Raw genomic sequence first — 22,020 nt, 5'->3', positions numbered from 1 at the left:
GGCTGATCTGCGATCGGCATGTGCCGAAACGCGGATTGTATCAAATGAGCTGATGCGCGGTCTAACTGCGCTAAACTGCGGCCTAGGTGGGCCGCAGGCCCGGAATAATCAAGAGATGCGCAGACGCCTGCCCGCAGCATCGAAGATCACTGTATTTCTGTTTACATTCAGCCGCAGAGAATTAATGAAGGTCATTCCATTCGACGCCCTGTCTGCATAAGAGATCAACACAGATCCAGATGTATTGTTCCGCACAAAAACCTCTTCTACAATGGCGTTATTGACCTGTCTTATCCTTCCCTGCCGAAAGATTGTACCGATATTGCCAAGAGCCATTTTCTAACCCCCGTTTACCCTATCGATTTATTATATGACAGACCTTTCAAAAGTTGCAGTCCTCTTTTCATATCCTATTGAAACTGCACATTGACTACACAAATTTCCGCTTTTGTTCCCACTCTCATATAAGGGCCAAAAACACCCACGCCTGAGGTAACGATATTATGCATATCTCCCTTTTTCAAATATCCATAGGAATTTTCCCACATCAGCCGGGTCACAAGATTTCCCGGAAACATCTGCCCATCATGAGTATGCCCGCTTAAATCCAGGTCCACCCCCGCCTCTGATAGTTCCTCTAATTCCTTTGGTTCATGATCCAGAACTATAATCGGCTTTTCCTGATCCATGCCGTCTGTCACTTCCTTTGCACTCTTGCGAACCTCAATTCCACGTCCTGGGCGGTGCAGATCCGGCCGTCCATACAGATAGAAACGATTGTCAATCAGGATTTTCTCGTCCCGTAATAGTGTAATCCCTGCCTTATCCAGAAATATATCCATCCTTGGATCACTTTCCTTTTTCTCATGTCTCCCGCCGAATGTAAAGCCCGCCAATATTTTTTCTTCAATATCATGATTTCCATAGCAGGCATATACTCCATACTTGCTTTCGATTCCCTTTAAAATTGAAATCAGACGTTTCGGATGATCCAACGCCTCATATTCATTATCAAAGATATCTCCCGCAATCACGACCAGATCTGGCTTCTGCGCATTGATCTTACGGACCATCTGTTCCATCTCATGACATCCTGTATTATATCCGAGATGTAGATCCGCAGTCAGTACGATTTTGAGTTTCTGTATACCATCGGCTTGTTTGTCGACCGTGACATCATAATCTGTCGTTCGTATCACGCGTGCATTTACTGCACCGCCAATACACAGGGCTGCCGTTACGATTACACAGACCGCTCCAACATAAGAAAGCTTTAACTTCTGTGCGAACCGATGATATGCCATTTTCCTAAGAATCATCCGCACAAGGTCCGCTGCTGCAATCACCAGAAGTGCATAAAGCATCACACCCAGCCAGTAATTTCCAATCAGCTTCATAAGACGCCCAAGCCACCCTCCCGGCAGTAAAAAACCTGTCAGCAGAGTTAAGGCCAGAAAGCTATAAACGACAATGACGCAGGCCTTGATTCCCTTCCTATGGAAATGGCTGCTGCAGGTATTCATCCACCGCAGCAGCCATCTTAAAATATACAGATTCAGTAAAATATAGACAGGTGATAAGTAGACTGCCAACATTTTCTTTTGCGCTCCTTTTACTTCTCTTCCCCATACATATGCACAGTGAGCTGGTTGTAAGGTATCTCGATATTTTCCTCATCAAAGGTCAGCTTGATTTCCTCCAGAAGACGCCATCTGGTCGTCCAGTACTCTTCCGTCTTGACCCAGGCACGCAGGCCCAGTACCACAGAACTGTCACCAAGAGAATCAACAAATACCTTGATATCCTCATCCTGCATCACCGCTTCATCCTTGTTCAGAAGATCTTCAATTAAGGCCTTAGCTTTCTTTAAGTCTGCATGGTACGCGATTCCTACCTTAAGGTCTAACTGACGCTCCGGCCTTGCTGTCACATTGGTCAGACTGCTGTTCGCCAGAGTCCCATTTGGAATCACAATCGTCTTATTATCCACTGTGGACAGCTTCGTATAAAAAATCTGAATTTCCTTGACTGTCCCTTCATTCTTCCCTGTATTTTCTATAATATAATCTCCCACCACAAAAGGTTTTAAAAGCAGGATCAGTACACCGCCCGCAAAGTTAGACAAACTCCCCTGCAGAGCCAGACCAATGGCCACACCACCAGATGCGATCAAGGCTGCCACGGAGGAGGATTCCACTCCCAGCTTCGTTGCAATGGTAAAAATCAGAAGTGCATATAAGCTGAACTTCAAAAGAGAATCCACAAACTGAATCACACCTTTATCCGCGCTGGTCCTTTCCAAAGAATGCTTAACGATCTTCTGTATCCATCGAATCACTACACGCCCGATAAAGAAAAATATTAATGCAAGGACTACCTTTATACCAAACCCAATCAGGCCTGGAAGATGATCCTGAAAATACTGCGTCACACGGTTCACTTCCTGAGTCACTTCCGCAGTGACTTCTTCTGCTGATTTAAATTCTGTAGATGCCGACGCATCTGCCGCAAAAATCATCTCTTTTGACCTCCTCTTCTGCTGACATCTCCCACTCTTATCTCAAAAATACAGACGCGGTCCGATGTATCAGTATTTTTATTATTCCCGTAAAGCAAGAAATGCACACAGATTTCCTCTTTTATCTCCAGTTGTCCGGTGAGAATATAATAAATCACTATTACAGTGGGTACAAAGATTTGTCACCGCAATATGACTTTTTTGAATTCCCGCCTCCTGGAAAATCAGCTCGTTTGCTTTCCAAAGATTCAACTGGTACTTTCCGTTTTCTTTCCCATAAAATAAATCCGGCCAGTCTTTCTCTTCAAAATGCTCTTTAAATTGCTCTATCACATCTAAGCTTACCTCATAACAATCCTGACAAATGGACGGCCCTACCGCCGCCAAAATATCTCCTGGATTGCATCCATACTGCCCTTCCATCTGCTTTACGGTCACTTTTCCAATCTTCCCCACTGTGCCTCTCCATCCAGAATGACTCAGTCCAATCACCTTTTTGACGGGATCTACAAAATAAAGTGGAACGCAGTCTGCAAAAAATGTGACCAGACAGATTCCCGGGATATTTGTCACCAGGCCATCCACATCCGTATAACTTCTGGGCCGCATAATCCCCATTCCCCGGTCCTCATTCGTCACCACACGGACATTCGTCGTATGGGTCTGCTGTGTGAACACCATATCCTCACATCTGACCCCGATTGCATTCCCAATTCTGCGGAAATTCTCGTGGACTGCTTCCTCATCATCCCCCCGGGTAAAGCTCAAATTCAGGGAGGAATAATACCCTTCACTGACCCCGCCGAGGCGCGTAGAAAATCCATGCTTCACAATTCCCGTATTTTGAAACAACGGATATTCCAAATATGGAGTATCCGTCTCAATCTCTCTAAAAATCTGTTCTTGATTCTTATAATGAAGTCCTAAACTCATAAAAAATCCTTTCATTACCTGCCATTTGAACGACTCATATTCAATATGCTTATCCCAAGTACACCTATCCCGAAAAAGCATTCTTGATATGCATGATCTGCCCGCCTTCTATTCCTATCACATCGAATCTGCAGGGCATATCATCGATTCCCTGCACAGCCAGATAATAGGATGCACATTGATAAATCGTTCTTTGCTTTCTTACATCCACAGCTTCCAGGGGACTTCCTTTCTTCCCATCCTGTCGGTATTTCACCTCACAGAATACCAGATATTCCCCGTCCACTGCGATCATATCAATCTCTCCAAGACGACACCTGTAATTAAATTCCAGTATCAGATAACCCTGCTGTTCCAGGTAGTATCCAACCGCCTGTTCATAATCTGTTCCTACTTTTCTGTTATTCTGCTTTTTTAACTGATTCATTTTCTGTCAATGACTGCTGTCCCTAATAGCCAACACCGGCTGTCCCCTTTCAGAAATCCTGCCCCGGCCCTCATGTACAAGACACATCCATCCGTTGCATCCCTTCCTTCATGGCACAGCCACTCATCCTGTACCCAGAAAACACCACAAAATTTATACAGATACAAAGTTCTTTATAAATGAACGCCGATGAATCGGTGTTGGTCCCAATTTTTTCAAAGCCTCAATATGGGCCGCAGAGCCATATCCCTTGTTCTCCGCGAATCCATATTCTGGCAGTATCTTATCGTAATCCGCCATCATCCGGTCTCTGGTCACCTTTGCGATCACGCTCGCCGCTGCAATAGAAATACTCTTTGCATCCCCTTTTATGATCGGTACCTGTCGGATCGTGATTCCCGGAATCGTCACCGCATCATTGAGCAGCAGCTCTGGAGCCGTCTTTAACTCCTGCACTGCAATGCGCATGGCTTCATACGTCGCCTGAAGAATATTGATCTCATCAATGCGTGCCGGGCTTACCATACCAATCCCGGTAGCAATCGCCTTGTCCATGATCTCATCATATAATTCTTCCCTCTTCTTTGCTGTCAGCTTTTTCGAATCATTCAGATACAAAATCTCGCAGTCATGCGGCAAAATGACTGCCCCTGCCACGACCGGACCTGCAAGAGGGCCTCTGCCCACCTCGTCGATCCCGCAGATGTATGTATAATGCGCGTATTTCTTCTCATACTCACGCATCTGTTCTAAACGCTGACGTTCTTTATTCAGTTTCTCTTCCTGCTTCTTAAATCTTATGATCAGGTTCTTTACTCCGTTCCTTGTATCTTCACCGTACTTTTCATACAGGACATGGAGCTGTTCCTGGTCAGCCCTCTCAAATTCCCACTTTATCTCACTAATACTGTTACTCATGCTTAATTACTCCAAATTTACTGAGCGGCCAGACACGAATCCATGCCCTGCCGAGCAAATCCTTTCTATGCAGTACTCCAACATTATCCTGACGGCTGTCTGCGCTGTGGTTTCGATTGTCGCCCAGCACAAAATACTCGTCGTCACCCAGAGTAATCGGCTCACGTGCGATTCCTGGGTCCAGCATTTCCTCATTCCCATAGTGTTCATCTAATTCCTGCCCATTGATATAGACCTTTCCATCCATTACCTGGACAGTCTCTCCCGGCAGACCGATGATACGCTTGATATAAAATGTATTCTCCTCATACTGATATGGAAAAACAATGATCTCATATCTCTTTGGATCCCTGAAACGGAAGGATATCTTATCTACTATCAGATTATCTCCATCTGACAGTGTCGTCTCCATAGAAGAACCGCTGACACGGGTCCTCTGTCCGACAAAAGTAACAATCAGGTAGGTCAATCCCACGATGATCAGTATATATACAATCCACCCCAGAAGTTCCCTTATTATACTTCTCTCCTGCTCCATAGCCAATCCTTCTTTCCAGTGTCTCTTTCTATCTTATGCATAATCTCCGGGAAATTCAAGAGTAATTTTTCCCAATCTGCCATTCCTAAAATCATCCAAAAGAAGTTTTGCAGCCTTTTCTGTATCCAGTTCATTCCCTCTCACAAGGCAGTGACGGCTCTTTGCAACAGAATTCAGGCACACATAATTGTCCTCTGCTTCCTCTATCTGATATTTTTCCTTTAGAACGCCCGGATATTTCACCTTCAAAAATCCAATCAGCTCCGCAGCGAGTTCCTCAGTATTTAAAATCTCATCTTTGATCGATCCGATAAATGCAAGACGAAGCCCTACCGTCTGGTCTTCAAATTTAGGCCACAAAATACCAGGAGTATCTAGCAGCTCTACATTTTTATTCAGCCTGATCCACTGTTTTCCTTTTGTCACTCCAGGCTTATTGCCAGTCTTCGTACATGCCTTTCCAGCCAGCGCATTAATAAATGTAGACTTTCCGACATTCGGAATTCCCACTACCATGGCTCTGACCGGTCGGTTCAAGATGCCGCGCTTTCTATCTCTTTCAATCTTCTCTTTGCAGGCCTCTTGAATCACCCCATGAATGGACTTGATTCCGCCGCCCTTCCTGGAATTCACCTTCAGCACAGAATATCCTTTTTCTTTAAAATATTCCGCCCAGGCATCATTCCATCTGTCTTCTGCCAGATCAGACTTATTGAGCAAAATTAGTCTCGCTTTATTCTTTCCCAATTCATCTATCTCTGGATTCCTGCTGCTCATTGGAATCCTGGCATCGACCAGCTCGATTACCAGATCGATCAACTTTATATTTTCCTGCATCATGCGTTTGGCCTTCGTCATATGACCCGGGTACCATTGAAAATGCATGTAATTTCCTCCTTTATCTTTTCACAAAACCGAAATCCGAGCCAAAGCTGGCTACGAACCAGACTTTTCCATAGATTTCTCTTCTCTTCACATTACCGATATCAGCCATACGGCTGTCATCACTGCTTGAATGATTATCCCCTAAAACGAAATATTCATTCCCTTTGAGTACAACAGGTTCGTCTGCGATTCCTGCCTCCTCAATATCCTCTGCAAAAATGTGCTCCAGTGTCTCCACATCATTAATATATACGCTTCCATCCTTGATCTGCACAGTCTCACCCGGCAGACCCACGATCCGCTTGATAGAATAGTGAGTATTCTCATTGCCATTCGGCTTAAAGGCGATAATATCCCCTCGCTTTGGCTTGCTCGCATTATAAATCAGACGGTTCACTAATACCACGTCCCCATTCTGTAGGACAGGCTTCATAGAATCCCCTGCATTGCTGACCCGCTGTCCGAAAAACCAGACAAGGACAAATGCGATCACACAGACGACTGCAATCTGGAACGCCCAGTTTGCAGCAGTTGCAGCCTTTTTTAAGTGTCCCCTTACCTGCTCCTTTTGGAAACGCAGTCCAGGCCTGTTCGTCTCGAACCTAAGCCCCTGCTTTTTCATTTTCTTCTTTCTTCTCGCCTGTCTTCTGCGCTTTTTTCGAAAATTTAAATCCTGCATAGACTTCCCTCATATTAGACAGCGGACATTTGCAATTCAATCCGCCGCTTACATATGAACGCAGGCTTATTCGCCCATTCTGCGTTCAATATACCACATTTATCTCCTTGAAAGATAAAAGGGACAATATACATTCTGTATTTGTCCCTCTCATAGTTACTATTTTACTAATTCTTTAACCTTAGCTCTCTTACCAACACGATTTCTTAAGTAGTTCAGTTTCGCTCTTCTAACTTTACCTCTGCGGACAACTTCTACTCTTTCAACATTTGGTGAGTGCAGCGGCCAGGTCTTTTCAACCCCGATTCCGTTGGAATTCTTTCTAACTGTGAAAGTAGCTCTTGTGCTTCCACCCTGTTTCTTTAAAACTGTTCCTTCGAAAACCTGGATTCTTTCACGGTTACCCTCTTTAATCTTAGCGTATACTTTTACTGTATCACCAACATTAAATTCCGGTGCGTTTTCCTTTAACTGCTCTGCTTCAATCTTTCTAATGATCTCGTTCATTGTGTGACCTCCTTAATATTTAGACGTTCTTAATGCCTGCTTTAAGACTCATCAAGTGTCTGTAAGACCGTTTTTGCATCAGAGGACCATCCCTTCTCATTTCACAACTGTTGTATTTTACCATACTTTATAGGAAGATTCAAGCAGATTTTACAATTTTCTGCTTTTCCTATCAATGACACGAAATGAAGCATTTTATCCTGCCTGCTCCATCCCTGCTAGATTGTCCATCTTTTCCATACAGAAATGATTGAATACCGCTATCACTCTTCCGACCCCTATCACTGCCAATACCGTGCCAATTCCTACTCCAACCAGTTTTCCGGCAAACACCAGACTGACTGTGAGCGTAATTGTGATGTTCAGAATATCAAAACAATTTTTCGTAAACCCGACCCCTTTTTCGATACAATCCGCAATTGCCTGTACGATTCCATCACCAGGATTCGGTATGACTCTCATATTGAGCGACATGGCAGCACCGATTCCTGTCAATGCAATTGCTGCGATCAGAAACAAGAGCCTCCCTGTAAAGCTTCCTGCAAAGCTGTCACCGTATGCTGTCTTAAGATCTGGCAGCCAGTCAGAAAAAAGATTCAGGAAACGTGTAAAAACAAGGCTCAGTGGAAACTGCAGTATATCCATAAAAAGAACCCATTTTAAATTCACTTTATTGGCATGGGCCAGGACTGCACCTTCTCTCCTTGTATACTTCTGATTTCTGATTATATGCAGTACCATCTCTATCACTACAAAAAACGCATATAATACCAAGGTCATATTCCCAAAATTCAAGCCCCATATCGTAGAGATACTGTAGGAAACCGAGATGATCGGTGATACCCCCATTCCCGTCTTTGTATTTAAAGTAATTCCCAATGCAAGGATCAAGAGTCCTGTCAGGTAAAATCCTCCTCTATATAAATATGTTTTCCCCATAAAGTAATGCATTTCCTCCTCTTTTTATCCTTTGCTGCTGTTCACAGCCTGCTTCATTTACATGTACAATAACAGCCAGCAAAGCTGTCTGTCGCCGCGGTGCAGCTTGTCCTTTGCTACTGTTAGCTCTGGCGCATAGCTTGACAGCATGTGTCAAGCTTGCGAGCGAACAGTAACTATCCTTCACAATATTAACATATTTTTTCTATTCTGCTAATACTTATTTTTCCAATCTGTGTTAAAATGGAACTAACAGCCTGGAACGGCATAAAACCTAAGACATCCTGCATCGCCCCGGATGTCGTCAGGCCGCAAAAATAATGCATTGGAGGTATAGCATGTATAACAGTACGGATATCAGAGAGTTATGCGAAGAAGAAGGAATCAGAATGATTGATTTCAAAATGACGGATTTGGATGGAAGATGGCGCCATATTACGATTCCGGTAGAGCGGTTCAACGATGATATTTTTGTATATGGAATTGGATTTGACGGCTCTAATTATGGATATGCTCCTGTTGAGAAGAGTGATATGGTATTTATCCCTGACCCGGCTACTGCCGTCGTAGATCCTTTTACAGAGATTCCGACGCTCACGATGTGCGGCAACGTGTGTGTAATCGGAAAGGAGAACACCCCCTTTGACCAGTATCCACGGAATGTCAGTCTGCGGGCCATGGAATATATGAAGGCAGAGGGGATTGCAGACGAGATGCTGATCGGACCAGAATTTGAGTTTCACCTTTTTGATAATGTAAGCTTCATGGTAGACCCTCAGAAGACCGCTTTCACCGTAGATACCAGACAAGCATCCTGGAACAGCGGCAAGGAAGGACCAGGAAACGCAGGCTTCCAGGTACCGAAAGGCGGAGGTTATCACATCGCAGCACCGCATGATATCGCTTACAGCTTAAGAAGCAAGATGTGTATGTACATGGAAGACTGGGGAATCGATGTCAAATATCATCATCACGAGGTAGGTGGTTCCGGGCAAATGGAGATCGAAGTAGAATTGGGCGATATGGTCGATATGGCTGATAAGACGATGATCATCAAATACATTATCAGGAATGCCGCTGTACAAGAAGGCAAGACTGCCACCTTCATGCCGAAGCCGATCTATAAAGAAGCCGGAAATGGAATGCATGTACATATGCTGTTAATGAAAGATGGTGAACCTATTTTTTATGACGAGAATGGGTATTCCGGGCTGAGTCAGACTGCTCATTATTTTATCGGTGGACTGTTAAAGCATGTGCCTTCCTTATGCGCATTTACGAACCCATCCACCAACTCATTCAAACGGCTTGTACCGGGATACGAGGCACCTGTCACAATCGGTTATGCAACCTCCAACCGCAGTGCTGTCATCCGTATTCCAGCTTATGCAAAATCACCGGCAGCCAAACGTTTTGAACTGAGAAATCCGGACGCCACAGCCAATCCTTACTACGCTTACGCCGCAATTCTGATGGCAGGACTGGATGGAATCAAGAATAAGATTGATCCATCTGCAAATGGCTGGGGACCTTATGACTGTAACCTGTTCGACCTGCCTGAAGATGAGAAGGCTAAGATTCAATCTCTTCCGAGGACATTGGATGAGGCATTGGACGCCCTGGAGGCCGATCATGATTATCTGACAGCCGGCGGCGTGTTCCCTGAAAGGCTGATTGAAATCTGGCTGGAACGAAAACGTAAGGAAAGCCTTGAGATTTCACAGATACCACATCCGGCCGAATTCGAAAAATATTACGATTTATAAATCTGGGGGCCTGTTTATGAAACGTGCAAAAATAATTCTTCTCTGTCTCTTTCTGACATGTACAGCATTGAGTGGCTGTCAGAAAAAAAGCGAGTCACAGGATGTTGAAGCAGATATCCAAGAGCTAAAGGAAGACAGCAAAGAGCTGAAAGAGGAGAACGATAGGCTAAAAAAAGAATTGGAAGAAATGGAAAAGCAAAAGGAGGAGGACGCAAAAAAGAAGGCCGATGAGGAAGCTGAAAAAGCCAAGGAAAAAGGGGAGGCAAAACCAGTAGAAAGCACCACTGATGATGCTTCATCTGCTGAAAGTGCCTCTAATAATGCCAAGGAACAGGAAACAGAACCTATGATTCCCTGTACAGATTGTTCAGGATCTGGCTTTTTCAACCAATGTGGTCCCTGCGATGGCTCCGGCATAGACAGTTCAACCAATCAAACTTGTCAATACTGTAATGGAAGCGGAAAGCATACCTGCGATTTGTGCCAAGGAACAGGAATGATTCCTGCTTCCTCTGCATCGACCTCTTCCGGCACAGGAGCTTCCACAGATGTATCTGGAGCACAAGGCAGTGCATCCGGTTCCTCCTATTCCCTTGTTCCTGTCACACCTTCCATACCAGAGCGGACGAAGGAGCGCTGTCGGTTCTGCAATGGCACAGGAAGAAGCAAGTGCCCATTTTGTGATGGGGCAGGTTCACGCACAGAGTATCAATCTGTTCCTACCTATGGAACTGGAGGCAGCAGTGGACAGGAGGTTCTCGTACGCTGCCGGCACTGCCACGGAACTGGATATGAAAAATGCTTGTACTGTGGAGGAGAAGGCTGATATGGATAACCCTTCTTTCTATTAGATAAAAGACACCGTTGTAAAATAAGACGCTGTTGTAAAATAAATTTTTCCTACGGAATATAGTTCATCTCACCGAACTATATTCCGTAGGAATCCTTCATTTTACAACAGCGTCTTTTTATCCCAGCCATAAAGGCAGGCTGTTTTTCTTTTATTGTGACTCCAGCCACTTCTTTTCCGCTTCCGTTAGTTCGCATTTCTCAAGCAGATCTGGCCGCCGTTTTTTTGTACGTAGAATAGACTGTTCCCTGCGCCACTTTTCTATATTGGCGTGATGTCCAGAAAGCAGTACCTTTGGCACACTCTTATCATGCCATACTTCTGGTCGGGAATACTGGGGATATTCCAACAGATTATCCTGAAAGGATTCAAACTCCGCAGACACATCATTATGGAGCACCCCTGGCACAAGCCGGGAGATCGCGTCCACCATGACCATCGCCGGAAGTTCTCCCCCGGTCAGCACATAGTCCCCGATTGATACATAATCCGTCACAATCTCCTCCAGAACTCTCTCATCAATCCCCTCATAATGTCCGCACAACAGAATCAATTCCTCTTCCTGTGCCAATTCCTCAGCCATCTGCTGATTAAAGGTCTGTCCCTGTGGTGAAAGATAGACAAGCCTCGGTTTTTTCCCGAGCTTCCCTGCCACAGCCTCATATGCCTGGTATACTGGTTCAGCCTGCATCAGCATCCCTGCGCCCCCGCCATATGGGTAATCATCCACACTCTGATGTTTGTTAAATGCATAATCCCGGATATTGACTGCTTCAATCGATAGCAGGCCATTGTTCACTGCACGTCCGATAATACTCGTATTCAGCCCATCCATCACCATATCCGGAAATAGGGTTAAAATATGAAAATTCATGTTTCTCCTGCCTTTACTTTCATTACAGATTCATTTTTATAATAGCCCGTCCAGCAGATGCACCTTCATGGTCTGCTCCTCTACGTTGACATCCAGGACGCAATCGTGAATCGCCGGAATCAATACCTCACCATGCTCCTTTGAATCCACCACATACACTTCATTTGCCCCCGTCTCGATCACATCCTTAAGAATCCCAAACTCACCATCCTCTGTGAATACCCTCATCCCGATCAAATCAGCAATATAGTATTCATCCTCCTCCAGCGGTGATGCATTCTCGCGTGATACGAGAAGACTCTTGCCTTTATACATTTCAATATCATTTATATTATCGATTCCCTTGAACTTCACGATTACAAACTGCTTGAAAAACTTCACGCCCTGAATTTCCAGAGGAATCCGTTCTTTTCCAGTATCCAGTATGACATTCTTTAAAACCTTATATCTTGTCGGATCATCCGTGGTCGGGAATACCTTGACCTCGCCTTTGATCCCGTGAGTCGATGAAATGACTCCTACCTGTAAGTATTGTTCCATACCACTATATCTCCCTATCTGTCAATAGAATATGTTCTTTTCCTATCTCATAAAAAAATGGTTACTCAAAAGGAAAGGGGCAGTCACTTTATGCTGATAATGCATGAAGGCTGTCCCTTATACTCTCTGCTATTGCACGATGTCAACAACAACTCTCTTATCTTCCTTGGCAGCAGCTGCCTTAACTACAGAACGGATTGCCTTGGCAATACGTCCCTGTTTTCCGATGACCTTGCCCATATCGCCGTCAGCGACACGTACCTCGATCACCGTAGTCCTGCCGTCCTGTCTCTCAGAAACAACAACGCTGTCCGGATCGTCTACTAATGCTTTCGCAATGACTTCAACTAATTCTTTCATTTAAGCTACCTCCGCGGAACAGCTTATTTTTCAATACCTGCTGCTTTTAAGATTTTACCTACAACTTCTGTAGGCTGAGCTCCGTTGTTCAACCACTTCTTAGCTGCTTCCTCGTCTACTTTGATTCCGCTTGGCTCCAGGTTCGGATCATATGTTCCGATTTCCTCGATAAATTTTCCATCTCTAGGAGATCTTGAATCTGCAACTACGATTCTATAGAAAGGAGCCTTCTTCTGTCCCATTCTTTTTAATCTGATTTTAACTGCCATTTTCTTTCACCTCTTCTTAATATTTTTTCTTTTTTGTTGTTAGATTTATGTGTTAAAAAGGAAGCTTGAACTTACCTTTCTTACCACCTCTGCCGCCCATCATACCAGGAAGCTTCTTCATCATCTTCTTGGCCTCATTGAACTGCTTGACCATGCGGTTGACTTCCGCAATATCCACTCCGGCGCCCCTGGCGATCCGGTGTTTTCTGGATGGATTAAGTAGATCAGGATTACGTCTCTCATCCGGTGTCATAGAATAGATGATTGCCTCCATCCTTGCCATCCTCTTCTCGTTCTCCTCGTTATCGAGGTCGGGCATCTTACCGCCGCCCATGCCGCCGAGCCCCGGCATCATGCTCATAACGCTTGACAGACCGCCCATCTTCTTCATCTGGTTCATACTCTCCAGATAATCCTCAAAATCAAACTGGGCCTTCTTCATCTTCTGCGTCATCTGTCTGGCTTTTTCTTCGTCCATCTCAGCCCCTGCTTTTTCAATCAGGGTCAGGACATCCCCCATACCTAAAATACGGGAAGCCATTCTATCTGGATAAAACTGTTCCAAGTCGGAAAGTTTTTCTCCCATACCTACATAGAGAATCGGTCTGCCGGTCACCGCCTTGATAGAAAGCGCTGCACCACCTCTTGTATCACCGTCTAACTTCGTCACGATCACACCGTCTATGCCGATCTTATCATTGAAGTTTCCGGCAACATTGACTGCATCCTGTCCGGTCATGGCATCCACGACAAGGATAGTCTGATGCACGTCTACCGCCTCTTTGATTTCCTGTAACTCTCCCATCATATCTTCATCGATATGAAGACGTCCGGCAGTATCCAGGATCACGATGTTATTGCCATTCTTCTTTGCGTGCTCTAAGGCCGCCTTTGCGATATCAGCAGGCTTATTCTTATCACCCATGGAAAATACTTCCACGCCCTGCTTCTCTCCATTTATCTGTAACTGCTTGATTGCCGCGGGTCTGTAAACATCACACGCCACAAGCAGTGGTTTCTTACCTTTTAACTTGAACTTCCCGGCCAGCTTTGCCGTCGTAGTCGTCTTACCTGCGCCCTGGAGACCTGCCATCATGATGACCGTGATCGCACTTCCCGGTTGCAGCTGGATCTCAGTTGTCTCTGAGCCCATCAGGTTGACCAGCTCTTCATTTACAATCTTAATGACCATCTGTCCCGGATTCAGACCGTTCATGACATCCTGTCCGACCGCACGTTCCTGTACACTCTTGATGAATCCCTTTACGACTTTGAAATTGACATCCGCCTCCAACAAAGCCATCTTGACTTCTTTCAAAGCTGTCTTTACATCATCTTCCGTAAGCCGCCCTTTGCTGCGGAGGTTCTTAAATACGTTCTGAAGCTTCTCAGTTAAACTGTCAAATGCCATTCTATAACTCCTCTATTATCGTATCCGAAATCTTCCGGATTCTCTCAACCATCTCTTCCGGTTCCAGTCCTTGCTTCTCATAAGAATCCAAAGCACCATCAATCTCATGGACCTTTTCCTTAATTGAAAGGAACTTTTCTACCAGGTGCAGCTTAGCTTCATATCCCTCCAGAATCTTCTGGCAGCGCTTGACCAGGTCGTGTACGCCTTGCCTTGAAATTCCTGCATCCTGTGCAATCTCACTCAAAGATAAATCCTCAAGTACGAATTGCTCGTAAATATCCTTCTGGTGATCTGTGAGAAGTTCACCATAAAAATCATATAATAACGCCTGTTCTAAAATCTCATTCACATCAATCACCTTAGCTATCATACACGATAAAAAAGCAGGTGTCAAGTATTTTTTCTTGACACCCGCTTTTTTACTGACTTTCTTATTTAATCTTCTTTATGTCTTTGAATCAAAGCATCTGCTACTATTACAATAATTACAATCAATCCTTTTAGGAATTGCTGCCAATATGCAGAAAGACCTAGAAGTGTCAATGCATTAAACAGTAGATAAATTACGAGAAGTCCTGCCAGAGTCCTCCAGACACCTCCGCTGCCTCCATTTAAGCTTGTACCTCCTACGACCACTGCCGCAACCGCTGTCATCGTTAAATCTGCACCATGCAGTGCATTCCCTGATGCAACTCGGCAAGCAATCATAATTCCTGATATTGATGCACAGAACCCAAGAATCACAAAAATCATAAACTTATAGAACCAGGATTTGATCCCTGCCAGCTTTGCCATATCATAGTTGCCGCCGACTGCATATAGATTTCTCCCAAATCTAGTATACTTCAGCACATACCATGCAAGGGACAGCATTAAGAAAAAGAATAAAACTAAATATGGAATCCCAAGCAGTTCTCCATTCCCCATCTTATATGCAGTTGTACTGTAGATTGGTACCTGATATCCGTCTGTGTAGTAGAGAGCAAGCCCCTTAATTGCAATCTGTGTACCCAAGGTGGCAACAAATGATGAAACTTTACCGACTGCAACAATAACTCCATTCAAAGCTCCGAACATAAGTCCTACAAGCAGGCTGACAATAATTGCTGTTACAAGATTTGTTGAATTTGCCAGATTTGCGAATACCAGAGATGTAAAAGCCATTATGGAGCCGACTGACAAATCGAATTCCGCACAGATAATTGCATAAGTCATAGCAATGGTCGTCACTCCATATACAGAAAAGCTTGCAAAAATATTTTTAATATTGTTGAATGTAAAAAAATTATCCAGCATGATTGTCATCAAAATTGTCAAAAAAATCAGAAGGAAAAGAACAATATACTTTGACGGCTGGAATTTAATTCTTTTTTCTGCTGTTCTCATCATACTTTTCCTCCCTTTTCTTTTATCTTGCCTGCAAGCACATCGAACAGTACTGCAAGGACGATTATCGATCCCCGGATAATCATCTGTGGGTATGTTGTCACATTTAGAATATGTAATGCATTCTGCAAAACGCCTAAAACAACTACACCTAATACTGTCCTGCCAATTCCACCCTTACCTCCTGTCAGTGCTGTACCGCCTACGACCACAGCTGCGATAGCATCTAGTTCCATACCATTACCTGCTGTACTCGATGCAGCATTTACCCTTGATGAGAGAATGACGCCTGCCAAACCAGCACAAAATCCGGCAATCACAAAAATTGCCACGGTATAAAACTTTACATTCACACCTGACATTCTTGCGGCAGGCTCGTTATTTCCAATAAAATAGATTGTTCTTCCAAAAGGAGTCTTATTCATCAACAAATAGAACACGATTGCCATCCCAACAAAAATGATTATGGGCCACATTCCTTTTCCAATCTGGCTGTGGAAACCGCCCCCTTTTCCATTAATATAAACACCATTCGTAACCAAAAGCGTAAATGCTGCAATCGCGGTCTGCATACCATATGTAATAATAAAACTTTCTCCTGTTCTCGCTTTTTTTCCAGTAATTGCTGCAATAATGACTCCATTTATCAGACCAACTGCTGCCCCAGCCCCCAGCGCCATGAGCACGCCTACTCCATCCATACTGTAATCGTTGACCATTGTCATAACTACAACTCCTGAAAGAGATAGGATAGATCCAATCGACAGGTCCATATGCCCTGCTATGATTACAATAGATACTCCCAGTGCCATCACTCCTGTTACAGAGACTTGGCGCAGGATATTCAACATATTATTCGTGCTAAAAAAATTTTCAGAAATAAAGGATACTACAACAATAATCAAAAGCAGTGCTAGCAAAAGGCCATAATCTAATAAGAGATAACTGATTTTATTTTTCTTCATCTTCCCCATCGCCCCTTCCTCAACTGACTGCCAGCCGCATAATCGCTTCTGGCGTCATTTCTGCTTTCGACAGCTCGCCCTTTTGCCTGCCCTCATGCATAATGATGACACGATCCGACATCCCGATTAATTCCGGCAGCTCTGAAGAAATCAGTATAATTGATTTTCCTTGTGCGACCAATTCATTAATCAAACAGTATATCTCATATTTTGCCCCAACATCAATTCCTCTTGTTGGTTCATCCATAATAAGGATATCTACATCAGAAAACAGCCATTTAGCAATAATTACTTTCTGCTGATTTCCTCCCGAAAGATTGACTGCAGTCTGATTGACAGAAGGTGTCTGTATTTTTAGTTGTCCGATATATTTCTTTGCTGCATCATTTTCCTTTTTACTATTCGTCCAAAATCCAGCACTGCATATTCCCTTTAAATTTGAAATTACTATGTTATGTTTGATGCTCGCCTTAAGCGCAAGCCCCGTTTCCTTCCGATCTTCTGTCAACATGCCGATAGACGCGCGAGTGGCAGCTTTGGTATTGCGTATTTTCACTGCTTTCCCATGAATCAAAATGGTTCCTTCTGTCATCTTAGCTGCTCCAAAAATTGTCTCAGCAAATTCAGTCCGTCCAGCTCCTACCAGCCCTGCTAACCCAAGCACCTCTCCCTTGTGAAGTTCTAAGCTAACATCCTGAACGAGTTTTTTTCTGGATACACTTTCGACTTTTAATATTACCTCGCCAGGTGTTGTGTTTCTGACAGGATATTCTGTCTGCACGCTTCTACCTACCATTTTCTCAATTACTTCTTCTGTTGTCATCTCGCTAGCCGGCTTTGTATCAATGATCTCCCCATCCCGCTGAACCGAAATCATATCACTAATTGCAAAAATCTCTTCCAATTTATGTGAAATATAGATAATCGTCTTGCCCTGTGTTTTCAATTTTCTAACAATATCTAACAACCGTTCTGTCTCATCTGAGGTAAGGGATGAAGTTGGTTCATCCATGACAATGATATCTGCATTCTTAGATATTGCCCTAGCTATCTCGACCATCTGTTTCTCTGCAGCACTGATTTCTGATACCAAACATCTTGGATTGATGGTATACCCGAGTTCGTCGAAAACCTTTTTCACAGCCTCCTGCATGCCCTGCCAATCAACGACGCCTCCCTTTTTACACTTCACATGTCCTAAGAAAAAATTTTCTGTAACAGAAAGCTGTGGAATCATATTAGTCTCTTGAAAAATCAGGCTGATTCCTAAATTCTGTGCCTTATTGATATCCGTAATGCTGACCTTTTTCCCTGCGATTAAAATCTCTCCCGATTCGGCTTGATATACGCCATTTAGTACTTTCATCAACGTCGATTTGCCAGCACCATTTTCCCCTACAATTGCATGGATTGTACCTTTTTTCACTCGTAGTGTAACATTATTCAAAGCCTTAACCCCAGGAAACTCTTTTGTAATTCCTAACATTTCTAATGCAAACTCGCACAAACTGTTTCACCTCTTTTGTCAATGGTCAGGAGTGCCTCACTATCGGGCACTCCTTATTTACTTTTAGTATCCTACAAACTGGTCAACATTTTCCTTATCAATAATTTCTGTAGGAAGTTTTACCCATTTTTCTACTTCTTCGCCATGAATCAGCCTCACGAGCGTCTGCAGCGCAAGTTCTCCCTCTTCCTGTGGGTCCTGCTTTGCGGTTCCTTTAATATCGCCTGCTGCAATTGCATCCAATACGAACTGCCCTTGATCACTTGTTACAACAGGAATATCTCCATAAACACCTGCATCCTGCATTGCCGATGCTGCACCCTTTGTCATACCTGAATCCATTGCAAATACAAGATCTATTTCATCGCCAAATGTAGTCAGGTAATCCTCCATAACAGTCATAGCCTTCGCTGTATCCCAGTCAGCAGCCTGTTCCGCTAATATTTTTATTTTTGGATTTTGACTGATTATTTTCTGAAATCCTTCATAAGTGGAAAGCTGTACTTCTGTCCCAAGAAGGCCATTGATAATAGCAATATTTCCACCTTCCTCACCTAAGATATCTGCCGCGATCTCACCAGCAATCTCTCCCATTGCCTCATAATCAGATCCCACATATGATGGCACCAGTTCTTCTACAGATTCATCAACTTTAGAATTTAAGACAATAAATGGAACACCGCTTTCATCCAAATATCGAACAACTGGAATTGTAGATGCCTGATCGCCAGGGAAATAGATAATTCCATCTACGCCCTGTGTTACTGCATTCTTTATCTGATCCAGTTGCGTCTGTGCATCCTCTTTGCCGTCTACAGACTGCAGATTGATATTATTTTCATCTGCATATTTCTGCATTGCTTTTTGCTGTACTGCACAATAAGGGGCTGTTAGAATTGCATTTGTATAGAAAATATTCAATTTTTCATCGGAACTCTTCTTCTCTCCCGAATTGCCTGAATCTTCACTGCCTTTCGTGGAACTGTTGCATGCGGTAAGTAACAAAGCCGCTATACACAACAAAACAACCACAAACTGACTCTTTCTCCTTTTCATAACTTTTCTCCTTTCCCACTGGTTTCACCTAAATTTCTGCTGTAAAAAGCTCATCAAACTTTTCTGAAATCGGCTCAACCCCCTTCTCTGTCACAAAATATCCGGCTTCTAAACGTGCTCCGTAATAAGTAGGGAGCCCAAACAGGCTCACATCTAAATTAACTGCCATTCCCGGCTCAAGAACGGTATCACTATTAGGGTTGAGATAGTATACCCCTTCACATTCCATCAGACCAGTAGAATGTGTAAACTGACATACAAGATGCTCTCCATAGCCTTTTCTTCTCAAGTAATCCATTCCTGGTTGATCTACCTGTGCAACTGTTCTCCCCGGTTTGAGTGCATCCCTGCAAAGCCGAAAGGCTTCCCGAAGATGGTTCATCAGAGAACGTTGCTCATCTGTATATGTGCCATTTACCGGGACTGTGTCACCTACTGTCCCTGTATACCCATTCCACTGGGGCGCTATTCCCATGATAATCATCTCTTTGTCTTTTAACCTCTTTACATTAGATGCAGTCGGTACAATCGCATTGATTCTCTCTCCCGATGCAATAATTGTGGAAAACCCAAATCCACTTGCGCCTCTCGTACGTGCCACAGATTCTCCTGCTGCGGCCACCTCATATTCATATACACCTGATTTAATTACGCCCAACATTTCAAAGTAGGCTTCTTCTGCAAGCCTTCCCGCCTGTTTAATACACGCTCTCTCCCATTCTGATTTTACAAGTCTCAGCTTTTCGAATCCAGTGGTAATATTTTCCACCTTGCATTCTTTAAATTCTTCCATGAACACCTTATAAAGACCTGAAGGCATGCTGTTAAGCCCTACCACCCCGATTCTCTTTAGTTGAATTCCCTTTTCACTCAATTCCCTTAATAACGCGTGAAAGTCATACATCTTAGAATGGAAGAATTCAAGCCCAGGCTGCATGAACAGACTAAAATTTCTTGTCTCTTTAACAGCTGAATCAATATGTGCAAATTCTTCACTCTCCGCACCACCTAATATCATTGCCTCTCCCGTTACCGGAATCAGCAGTATCCCATCCTCAAATTGAGGAAACCAGCCCGTAATATACCATTCATTCGCAATATTTGCTGCATTGTAGTAAATCAAAGCCGCCTGTAAGTTTCGTTCTTTTAAAAGCTCCTGAACTTTGCTGATCCGTTCCTTCGTTTCTTTTAAGTTATAGTATCCGATATGAGATCTCCTCCTTCCCATACAAGACGTCCGATTCTTGGTCTACCCCCAGACATCAACTAATATAACAGCTACAAACGATTTACAATTTGCTTTATGGCCCTAAATGTAATCGATTACATTTTTACCATTATTCCTCCTTTCTTATTTTTATTTACACACTTATCTCAAACTTTTTTCTCCTCTGAAAGGAGCATTTCTGCATAGCCCTCTCTGTCAGATAGCTATGCAGCTTTCACACTTTTCAAAAATCGGATCCAAAAGAATCTTTTGCCCGATTTCACGATTCATTGCCTCAATACCTTCCTGCTGCTTTGCCTGAAGACGATCCAGCAGCAATTTTGCAGTAATGTTGCCGATTTTCTCTTCTGGCTGTTTGATTGTCGTAATGGAAGGGACTGCAAGCCCCATTCTGTCGTGAATATCATATCCTAAGAAGGAAATATCCTCTGGTATTCTCAGTCCACGACTTTTAATAACTTTAATTGCCCCTGCCGCCATCATCTCGTGCATAACAACAACTGCAGTAAAGGGATGCTTTTCTTTTTGCTCTAACAGCTTCGTCATACATTCCACTCCGTCTTTTTCTTTGAAATATCCGTATGTGATCAACTCATCTGGGATAGAATACCCCATCGCCGCATATTCCTGACATAGCCCATTCAGTCTTTCACTGCTCGGGGTTGCATCGATTCCAGTTATGACTGCTATCTTTTTATGTCCCAGTTCCAGCAAATGCTTCGCTCCTATCCGCCCAGCCTCAAGGTTATTTGTAAGTACAGCGTCATAAGGCATCTTAATATTATTAGGGAGATTATCTATAAATACCACTGGAATCCCCGTCCTTAAATATATCTCGGCCCCACAGTCATTGATAAAAGAGGTGGCATACACTAAGGCATCTACTCTCTGCTGAAGGAACAGATTTAGATACTTTTCTTCCTTCTCCAACTTCTCCTTTGAATCTGCCAGAAGAATAGAATAGCCATGCTTAGACAATTCTGCATCGATGCCTGATATAATTCCAGAGAAAAACATCTCACATATATCCGGGATGATAATCCCAACAGTCTTTGTACTATTGTTCTTGAGAGAACTAGCAATTTTATTCGGTATATAGTCCGCTTCTTTTAAAGCTTCTTCTACAAGTAAGCGTGTCTCTTCTTTTACATTGCCTTTATTATTTAATACTCTCGAGAATGTAGCCACAGACAAATTATTCTTCTTAGCTAATTCTTTTAATGTAATTGACATCCTTTTTCTCCAATTCCTTTTCGTTCTGTAATCGTTTACTTTATCTATAACCTAACATTTCACTTTTATTTTGTCAATATCTTTCTTATTTTTTTCGTTTTTTTGTGATTTTTATTGATTTATATAAAAACTATTTGACAATTAATAAACTATATGTTATTACTATTGTAAACGATTACATTTGCTTTTAGGTATTTATAGATATCAATTTAACCTATCTTTCATACT

The 22,020-nt window shown here is 43.3% G+C and carries 25 protein-coding genes; 2 read left to right on the top strand and 23 right to left on the bottom strand.

Annotation, left to right across the window (positions count from 1 at the left end):
- Window positions 1–108: 108 nt before the first annotated feature.
- The 11 genes from HGO97_RS10755 to HGO97_RS10705 all read right to left on the bottom strand — a co-directional run bounded on the left by HGO97_RS10755 (window position 109) and on the right by HGO97_RS10705 (window position 8,344).
- The gene (locus HGO97_RS10755) at window positions 109–336 is read right to left on the bottom strand and encodes a hypothetical protein (protein ID WP_216241434.1); all 228 of its coding nucleotides are present in this window, start codon (window positions 334–336) and stop codon (window positions 109–111) included.
- A 74-nt stretch (window positions 337–410) separates the two neighbouring features.
- The gene (locus HGO97_RS10750; protein WP_216241432.1) at window positions 411–1,595 is read right to left on the bottom strand and encodes a metallophosphoesterase; all 1,185 of its coding nucleotides are present in this window, start codon (window positions 1,593–1,595) and stop codon (window positions 411–413) included.
- Between the two features lie 17 nt (window positions 1,596–1,612).
- Window positions 1,613–2,518 carry a mechanosensitive ion channel family protein gene (locus HGO97_RS10745; protein ID WP_216241430.1) on the bottom strand — a complete coding sequence of 302 codons (906 nt, stop codon included), beginning with the start codon at window positions 2,516–2,518 and terminating at the stop codon, window positions 1,613–1,615.
- Between the two features lie 81 nt (window positions 2,519–2,599).
- Window positions 2,600–3,451 (bottom strand): peptidoglycan editing factor PgeF, encoded by an 852-nt coding sequence (pgeF, locus tag HGO97_RS10740; protein ID WP_216241427.1) that lies wholly within the window; start codon window positions 3,449–3,451, stop codon window positions 2,600–2,602.
- A 64-nt stretch (window positions 3,452–3,515) separates the two neighbouring features.
- Window positions 3,516–3,878 (bottom strand): YraN family protein, encoded by a 363-nt coding sequence (locus HGO97_RS10735; protein WP_216241425.1) that lies wholly within the window; start codon window positions 3,876–3,878, stop codon window positions 3,516–3,518.
- 153 nt (window positions 3,879–4,031) lie between these two features.
- Entirely contained in the window at window positions 4,032–4,796 is a 765-nt protein-coding gene (locus HGO97_RS10730) for a ribonuclease HII (RefSeq protein WP_216241422.1), read from the bottom strand.
- Entirely contained in the window at window positions 4,789–5,334 is a 546-nt protein-coding gene (gene lepB, locus HGO97_RS10725; protein ID WP_216241420.1) for a signal peptidase I, read from the bottom strand. The genes HGO97_RS10730 and lepB (HGO97_RS10725) overlap by 8 nt, the downstream gene beginning before the upstream one ends.
- 33 nt (window positions 5,335–5,367) lie before the next feature.
- Window positions 5,368–6,219, bottom strand: a complete 852-nt coding sequence (gene ylqF / locus HGO97_RS10720; protein WP_216241416.1) for a ribosome biogenesis GTPase YlqF — start codon at window positions 6,217–6,219, stop codon at window positions 5,368–5,370.
- Between the two features lie 13 nt (window positions 6,220–6,232).
- Window positions 6,233–6,898 carry a signal peptidase I gene (gene lepB / locus HGO97_RS10715; RefSeq protein ID WP_216241414.1) on the bottom strand — a complete coding sequence of 222 codons (666 nt, stop codon included), beginning with the start codon at window positions 6,896–6,898 and terminating at the stop codon, window positions 6,233–6,235.
- A gap of 159 nt (window positions 6,899–7,057) precedes the next feature.
- Window positions 7,058–7,405 (bottom strand): 50S ribosomal protein L19, encoded by a 348-nt coding sequence (gene rplS, locus HGO97_RS10710; RefSeq protein ID WP_216241413.1) that lies wholly within the window; start codon window positions 7,403–7,405, stop codon window positions 7,058–7,060.
- Between the two features lie 195 nt (window positions 7,406–7,600).
- Window positions 7,601–8,344 (bottom strand): YczE/YyaS/YitT family protein, encoded by a 744-nt coding sequence (locus HGO97_RS10705; RefSeq protein WP_216241411.1) that lies wholly within the window; start codon window positions 8,342–8,344, stop codon window positions 7,601–7,603.
- A 338-nt stretch (window positions 8,345–8,682) separates the two neighbouring features.
- On the opposite strand from HGO97_RS10705, the gene glnA reads away from it, so the two are divergent.
- Together glnA and HGO97_RS10695 are read left to right on the top strand one after the other, a co-directional pair.
- Window positions 8,683–10,110: a type I glutamate--ammonia ligase gene (glnA, locus tag HGO97_RS10700; RefSeq protein WP_216241408.1), complete on the top strand. Its 1,428-nt coding sequence runs from the start codon at window positions 8,683–8,685 to the stop codon at window positions 10,108–10,110.
- A 16-nt stretch (window positions 10,111–10,126) separates the two neighbouring features.
- Complete coding sequence (locus HGO97_RS10695) at window positions 10,127–10,936, top strand: cell envelope integrity protein TolA (RefSeq protein WP_216241406.1); 810 nt, start codon at window positions 10,127–10,129, stop codon at window positions 10,934–10,936.
- Window positions 10,937–11,111: 175 nt separating this feature from the next.
- Here the strand turns inward: HGO97_RS10695 and trmD are convergent, their stop codons facing one another.
- From trmD to HGO97_RS10635, 12 genes are all read right to left on the bottom strand, one after another.
- Window positions 11,112–11,834, bottom strand: a complete 723-nt coding sequence (gene trmD, locus HGO97_RS10690) for a tRNA (guanosine(37)-N1)-methyltransferase TrmD (protein WP_216241402.1) — start codon at window positions 11,832–11,834, stop codon at window positions 11,112–11,114.
- Window positions 11,835–11,870: 36 nt separating this feature from the next.
- The gene (gene rimM, locus HGO97_RS10685; RefSeq protein WP_216241400.1) at window positions 11,871–12,374 is read right to left on the bottom strand and encodes a ribosome maturation factor RimM; all 504 of its coding nucleotides are present in this window, start codon (window positions 12,372–12,374) and stop codon (window positions 11,871–11,873) included.
- 129 nt (window positions 12,375–12,503) lie between these two features.
- Entirely contained in the window at window positions 12,504–12,734 is a 231-nt protein-coding gene (locus tag HGO97_RS10680) for a KH domain-containing protein (protein ID WP_009003358.1), read from the bottom strand.
- 23 nt (window positions 12,735–12,757) lie between these two features.
- On the bottom strand, window positions 12,758–13,003 hold the full coding sequence (gene rpsP, locus HGO97_RS10675; RefSeq protein ID WP_009003357.1) for a 30S ribosomal protein S16: 246 nt from the start codon (window positions 13,001–13,003) through the stop codon (window positions 12,758–12,760).
- Between the two features lie 52 nt (window positions 13,004–13,055).
- On the bottom strand, window positions 13,056–14,414 hold the full coding sequence (gene ffh / locus HGO97_RS10670) for a signal recognition particle protein (protein ID WP_216241397.1): 1,359 nt from the start codon (window positions 14,412–14,414) through the stop codon (window positions 13,056–13,058).
- Window position 14,415: 1 nt separating this feature from the next.
- Complete coding sequence (gene ylxM, locus HGO97_RS10665; RefSeq protein WP_216241395.1) at window positions 14,416–14,787, bottom strand: YlxM family DNA-binding protein; 372 nt, start codon at window positions 14,785–14,787, stop codon at window positions 14,416–14,418.
- A 65-nt stretch (window positions 14,788–14,852) separates the two neighbouring features.
- On the bottom strand, window positions 14,853–15,806 hold the full coding sequence (locus tag HGO97_RS10660; protein ID WP_216241392.1) for an ABC transporter permease: 954 nt from the start codon (window positions 15,804–15,806) through the stop codon (window positions 14,853–14,855).
- Complete coding sequence (locus HGO97_RS10655; RefSeq protein ID WP_216241390.1) at window positions 15,803–16,768, bottom strand: ABC transporter permease; 966 nt, start codon at window positions 16,766–16,768, stop codon at window positions 15,803–15,805. The genes HGO97_RS10660 and HGO97_RS10655 overlap by 4 nt, the downstream gene beginning before the upstream one ends.
- Window positions 16,769–16,787: 19 nt before the next feature.
- On the bottom strand, window positions 16,788–18,254 hold the full coding sequence (locus tag HGO97_RS10650; protein WP_216241388.1) for a sugar ABC transporter ATP-binding protein: 1,467 nt from the start codon (window positions 18,252–18,254) through the stop codon (window positions 16,788–16,790).
- An 84-nt stretch (window positions 18,255–18,338) separates the two neighbouring features.
- Window positions 18,339–19,331, bottom strand: coding sequence for a sugar ABC transporter substrate-binding protein (locus tag HGO97_RS10645; RefSeq protein ID WP_216241386.1), 993 nt, complete (start codon window positions 19,329–19,331; stop codon window positions 18,339–18,341).
- A 28-nt stretch (window positions 19,332–19,359) separates the two neighbouring features.
- Window positions 19,360–20,559: a M24 family metallopeptidase gene (locus HGO97_RS10640; RefSeq protein ID WP_216241384.1), complete on the bottom strand. Its 1,200-nt coding sequence runs from the start codon at window positions 20,557–20,559 to the stop codon at window positions 19,360–19,362.
- Window positions 20,560–20,754: 195 nt separating this feature from the next.
- Window positions 20,755–21,792, bottom strand: coding sequence for a LacI family DNA-binding transcriptional regulator (locus tag HGO97_RS10635; RefSeq protein ID WP_216241382.1), 1,038 nt, complete (start codon window positions 21,790–21,792; stop codon window positions 20,755–20,757).
- Window positions 21,793–22,020 lie beyond the last annotated feature (228 nt).

Origin of the sequence: Faecalicatena faecalis (assembly GCF_012524165.2) — a bacterium.
GTDB classification, from domain to species: Bacteria; Bacillota; Clostridia; order Lachnospirales; family Lachnospiraceae; genus Faecalicatena_A; species Faecalicatena_A faecalis.
The sequence above is the reverse complement of the archived record's forward strand: the minus strand, read 5'-3'. Positions and strand labels throughout refer to the sequence as shown.

Bases quoted from the DNA above. Each gene is read 5' to 3' on its own strand.
- HGO97_RS10745 (WP_216241430.1), bottom strand. From the start codon at position 2,518: ATGATTTTTGCGGCAGATGCGTCGGCATCTACAGAATTTAAATCAGCA.
- rpsP (WP_009003357.1), bottom strand. From the start codon at position 13,003: ATGGCAGTTAAAATCAGATTAAAAAGAATGGGACAGAAGAAGGCTCCT.
- HGO97_RS10755 (WP_216241434.1), bottom strand. From the start codon at position 336: ATGGCTCTTGGCAATATCGGTACAATCTTTCGGCAGGGAAGGATAAGA.
- HGO97_RS10660 (WP_216241392.1), bottom strand. From the start codon at position 15,806: ATGATGAGAACAGCAGAAAAAAGAATTAAATTCCAGCCGTCAAAGTAT.
- HGO97_RS10645 (WP_216241386.1), bottom strand. From the start codon at position 19,331: ATGAAAAGGAGAAAGAGTCAGTTTGTGGTTGTTTTGTTGTGTATAGCG.
- rimM (WP_216241400.1), bottom strand. From the start codon at position 12,374: ATGGAACAATACTTACAGGTAGGAGTCATTTCATCGACTCACGGGATC.
- ylxM (WP_216241395.1), bottom strand. From the start codon at position 14,787: ATGATAGCTAAGGTGATTGATGTGAATGAGATTTTAGAACAGGCGTTA.
- HGO97_RS10750 (WP_216241432.1), bottom strand. From the start codon at position 1,595: ATGTTGGCAGTCTACTTATCACCTGTCTATATTTTACTGAATCTGTAT.
- HGO97_RS10730 (WP_216241422.1), bottom strand. From the start codon at position 4,796: ATGAGTAACAGTATTAGTGAGATAAAGTGGGAATTTGAGAGGGCTGAC.
- HGO97_RS10695 (WP_216241406.1), top strand. From the start codon at position 10,127: ATGAAACGTGCAAAAATAATTCTTCTCTGTCTCTTTCTGACATGTACA.
- HGO97_RS10705 (WP_216241411.1), bottom strand. From the start codon at position 8,344: ATGGGGAAAACATATTTATATAGAGGAGGATTTTACCTGACAGGACTC.
- HGO97_RS10650 (WP_216241388.1), bottom strand. From the start codon at position 18,254: ATGTTAGGAATTACAAAAGAGTTTCCTGGGGTTAAGGCTTTGAATAAT.
- trmD (WP_216241402.1), bottom strand. From the start codon at position 11,834: ATGAATTTTCATATTTTAACCCTATTTCCGGATATGGTGATGGATGGG.
- HGO97_RS10655 (WP_216241390.1), bottom strand. From the start codon at position 16,768: ATGAAGAAAAATAAAATCAGTTATCTCTTATTAGATTATGGCCTTTTG.
- HGO97_RS10635 (WP_216241382.1), bottom strand. From the start codon at position 21,792: ATGTCAATTACATTAAAAGAATTAGCTAAGAAGAATAATTTGTCTGTG.
- glnA (WP_216241408.1), top strand. From the start codon at position 8,683: ATGTATAACAGTACGGATATCAGAGAGTTATGCGAAGAAGAAGGAATC.
- HGO97_RS10680 (WP_009003358.1), bottom strand. From the start codon at position 12,734: ATGAAAGAATTAGTTGAAGTCATTGCGAAAGCATTAGTAGACGATCCG.
- ffh (WP_216241397.1), bottom strand. From the start codon at position 14,414: ATGGCATTTGACAGTTTAACTGAGAAGCTTCAGAACGTATTTAAGAAC.
- lepB (WP_216241420.1), bottom strand. From the start codon at position 5,334: ATGGAGCAGGAGAGAAGTATAATAAGGGAACTTCTGGGGTGGATTGTA.
- rplS (WP_216241413.1), bottom strand. From the start codon at position 7,405: ATGAACGAGATCATTAGAAAGATTGAAGCAGAGCAGTTAAAGGAAAAC.
- ylqF (WP_216241416.1), bottom strand. From the start codon at position 6,219: ATGCATTTTCAATGGTACCCGGGTCATATGACGAAGGCCAAACGCATG.
- HGO97_RS10735 (WP_216241425.1), bottom strand. From the start codon at position 3,878: ATGAATCAGTTAAAAAAGCAGAATAACAGAAAAGTAGGAACAGATTAT.
- lepB (WP_216241414.1), bottom strand. From the start codon at position 6,898: ATGCAGGATTTAAATTTTCGAAAAAAGCGCAGAAGACAGGCGAGAAGA.
- HGO97_RS10640 (WP_216241384.1), bottom strand. From the start codon at position 20,559: ATGGGAAGGAGGAGATCTCATATCGGATACTATAACTTAAAAGAAACG.
- pgeF (WP_216241427.1), bottom strand. From the start codon at position 3,451: ATGAGTTTAGGACTTCATTATAAGAATCAAGAACAGATTTTTAGAGAG.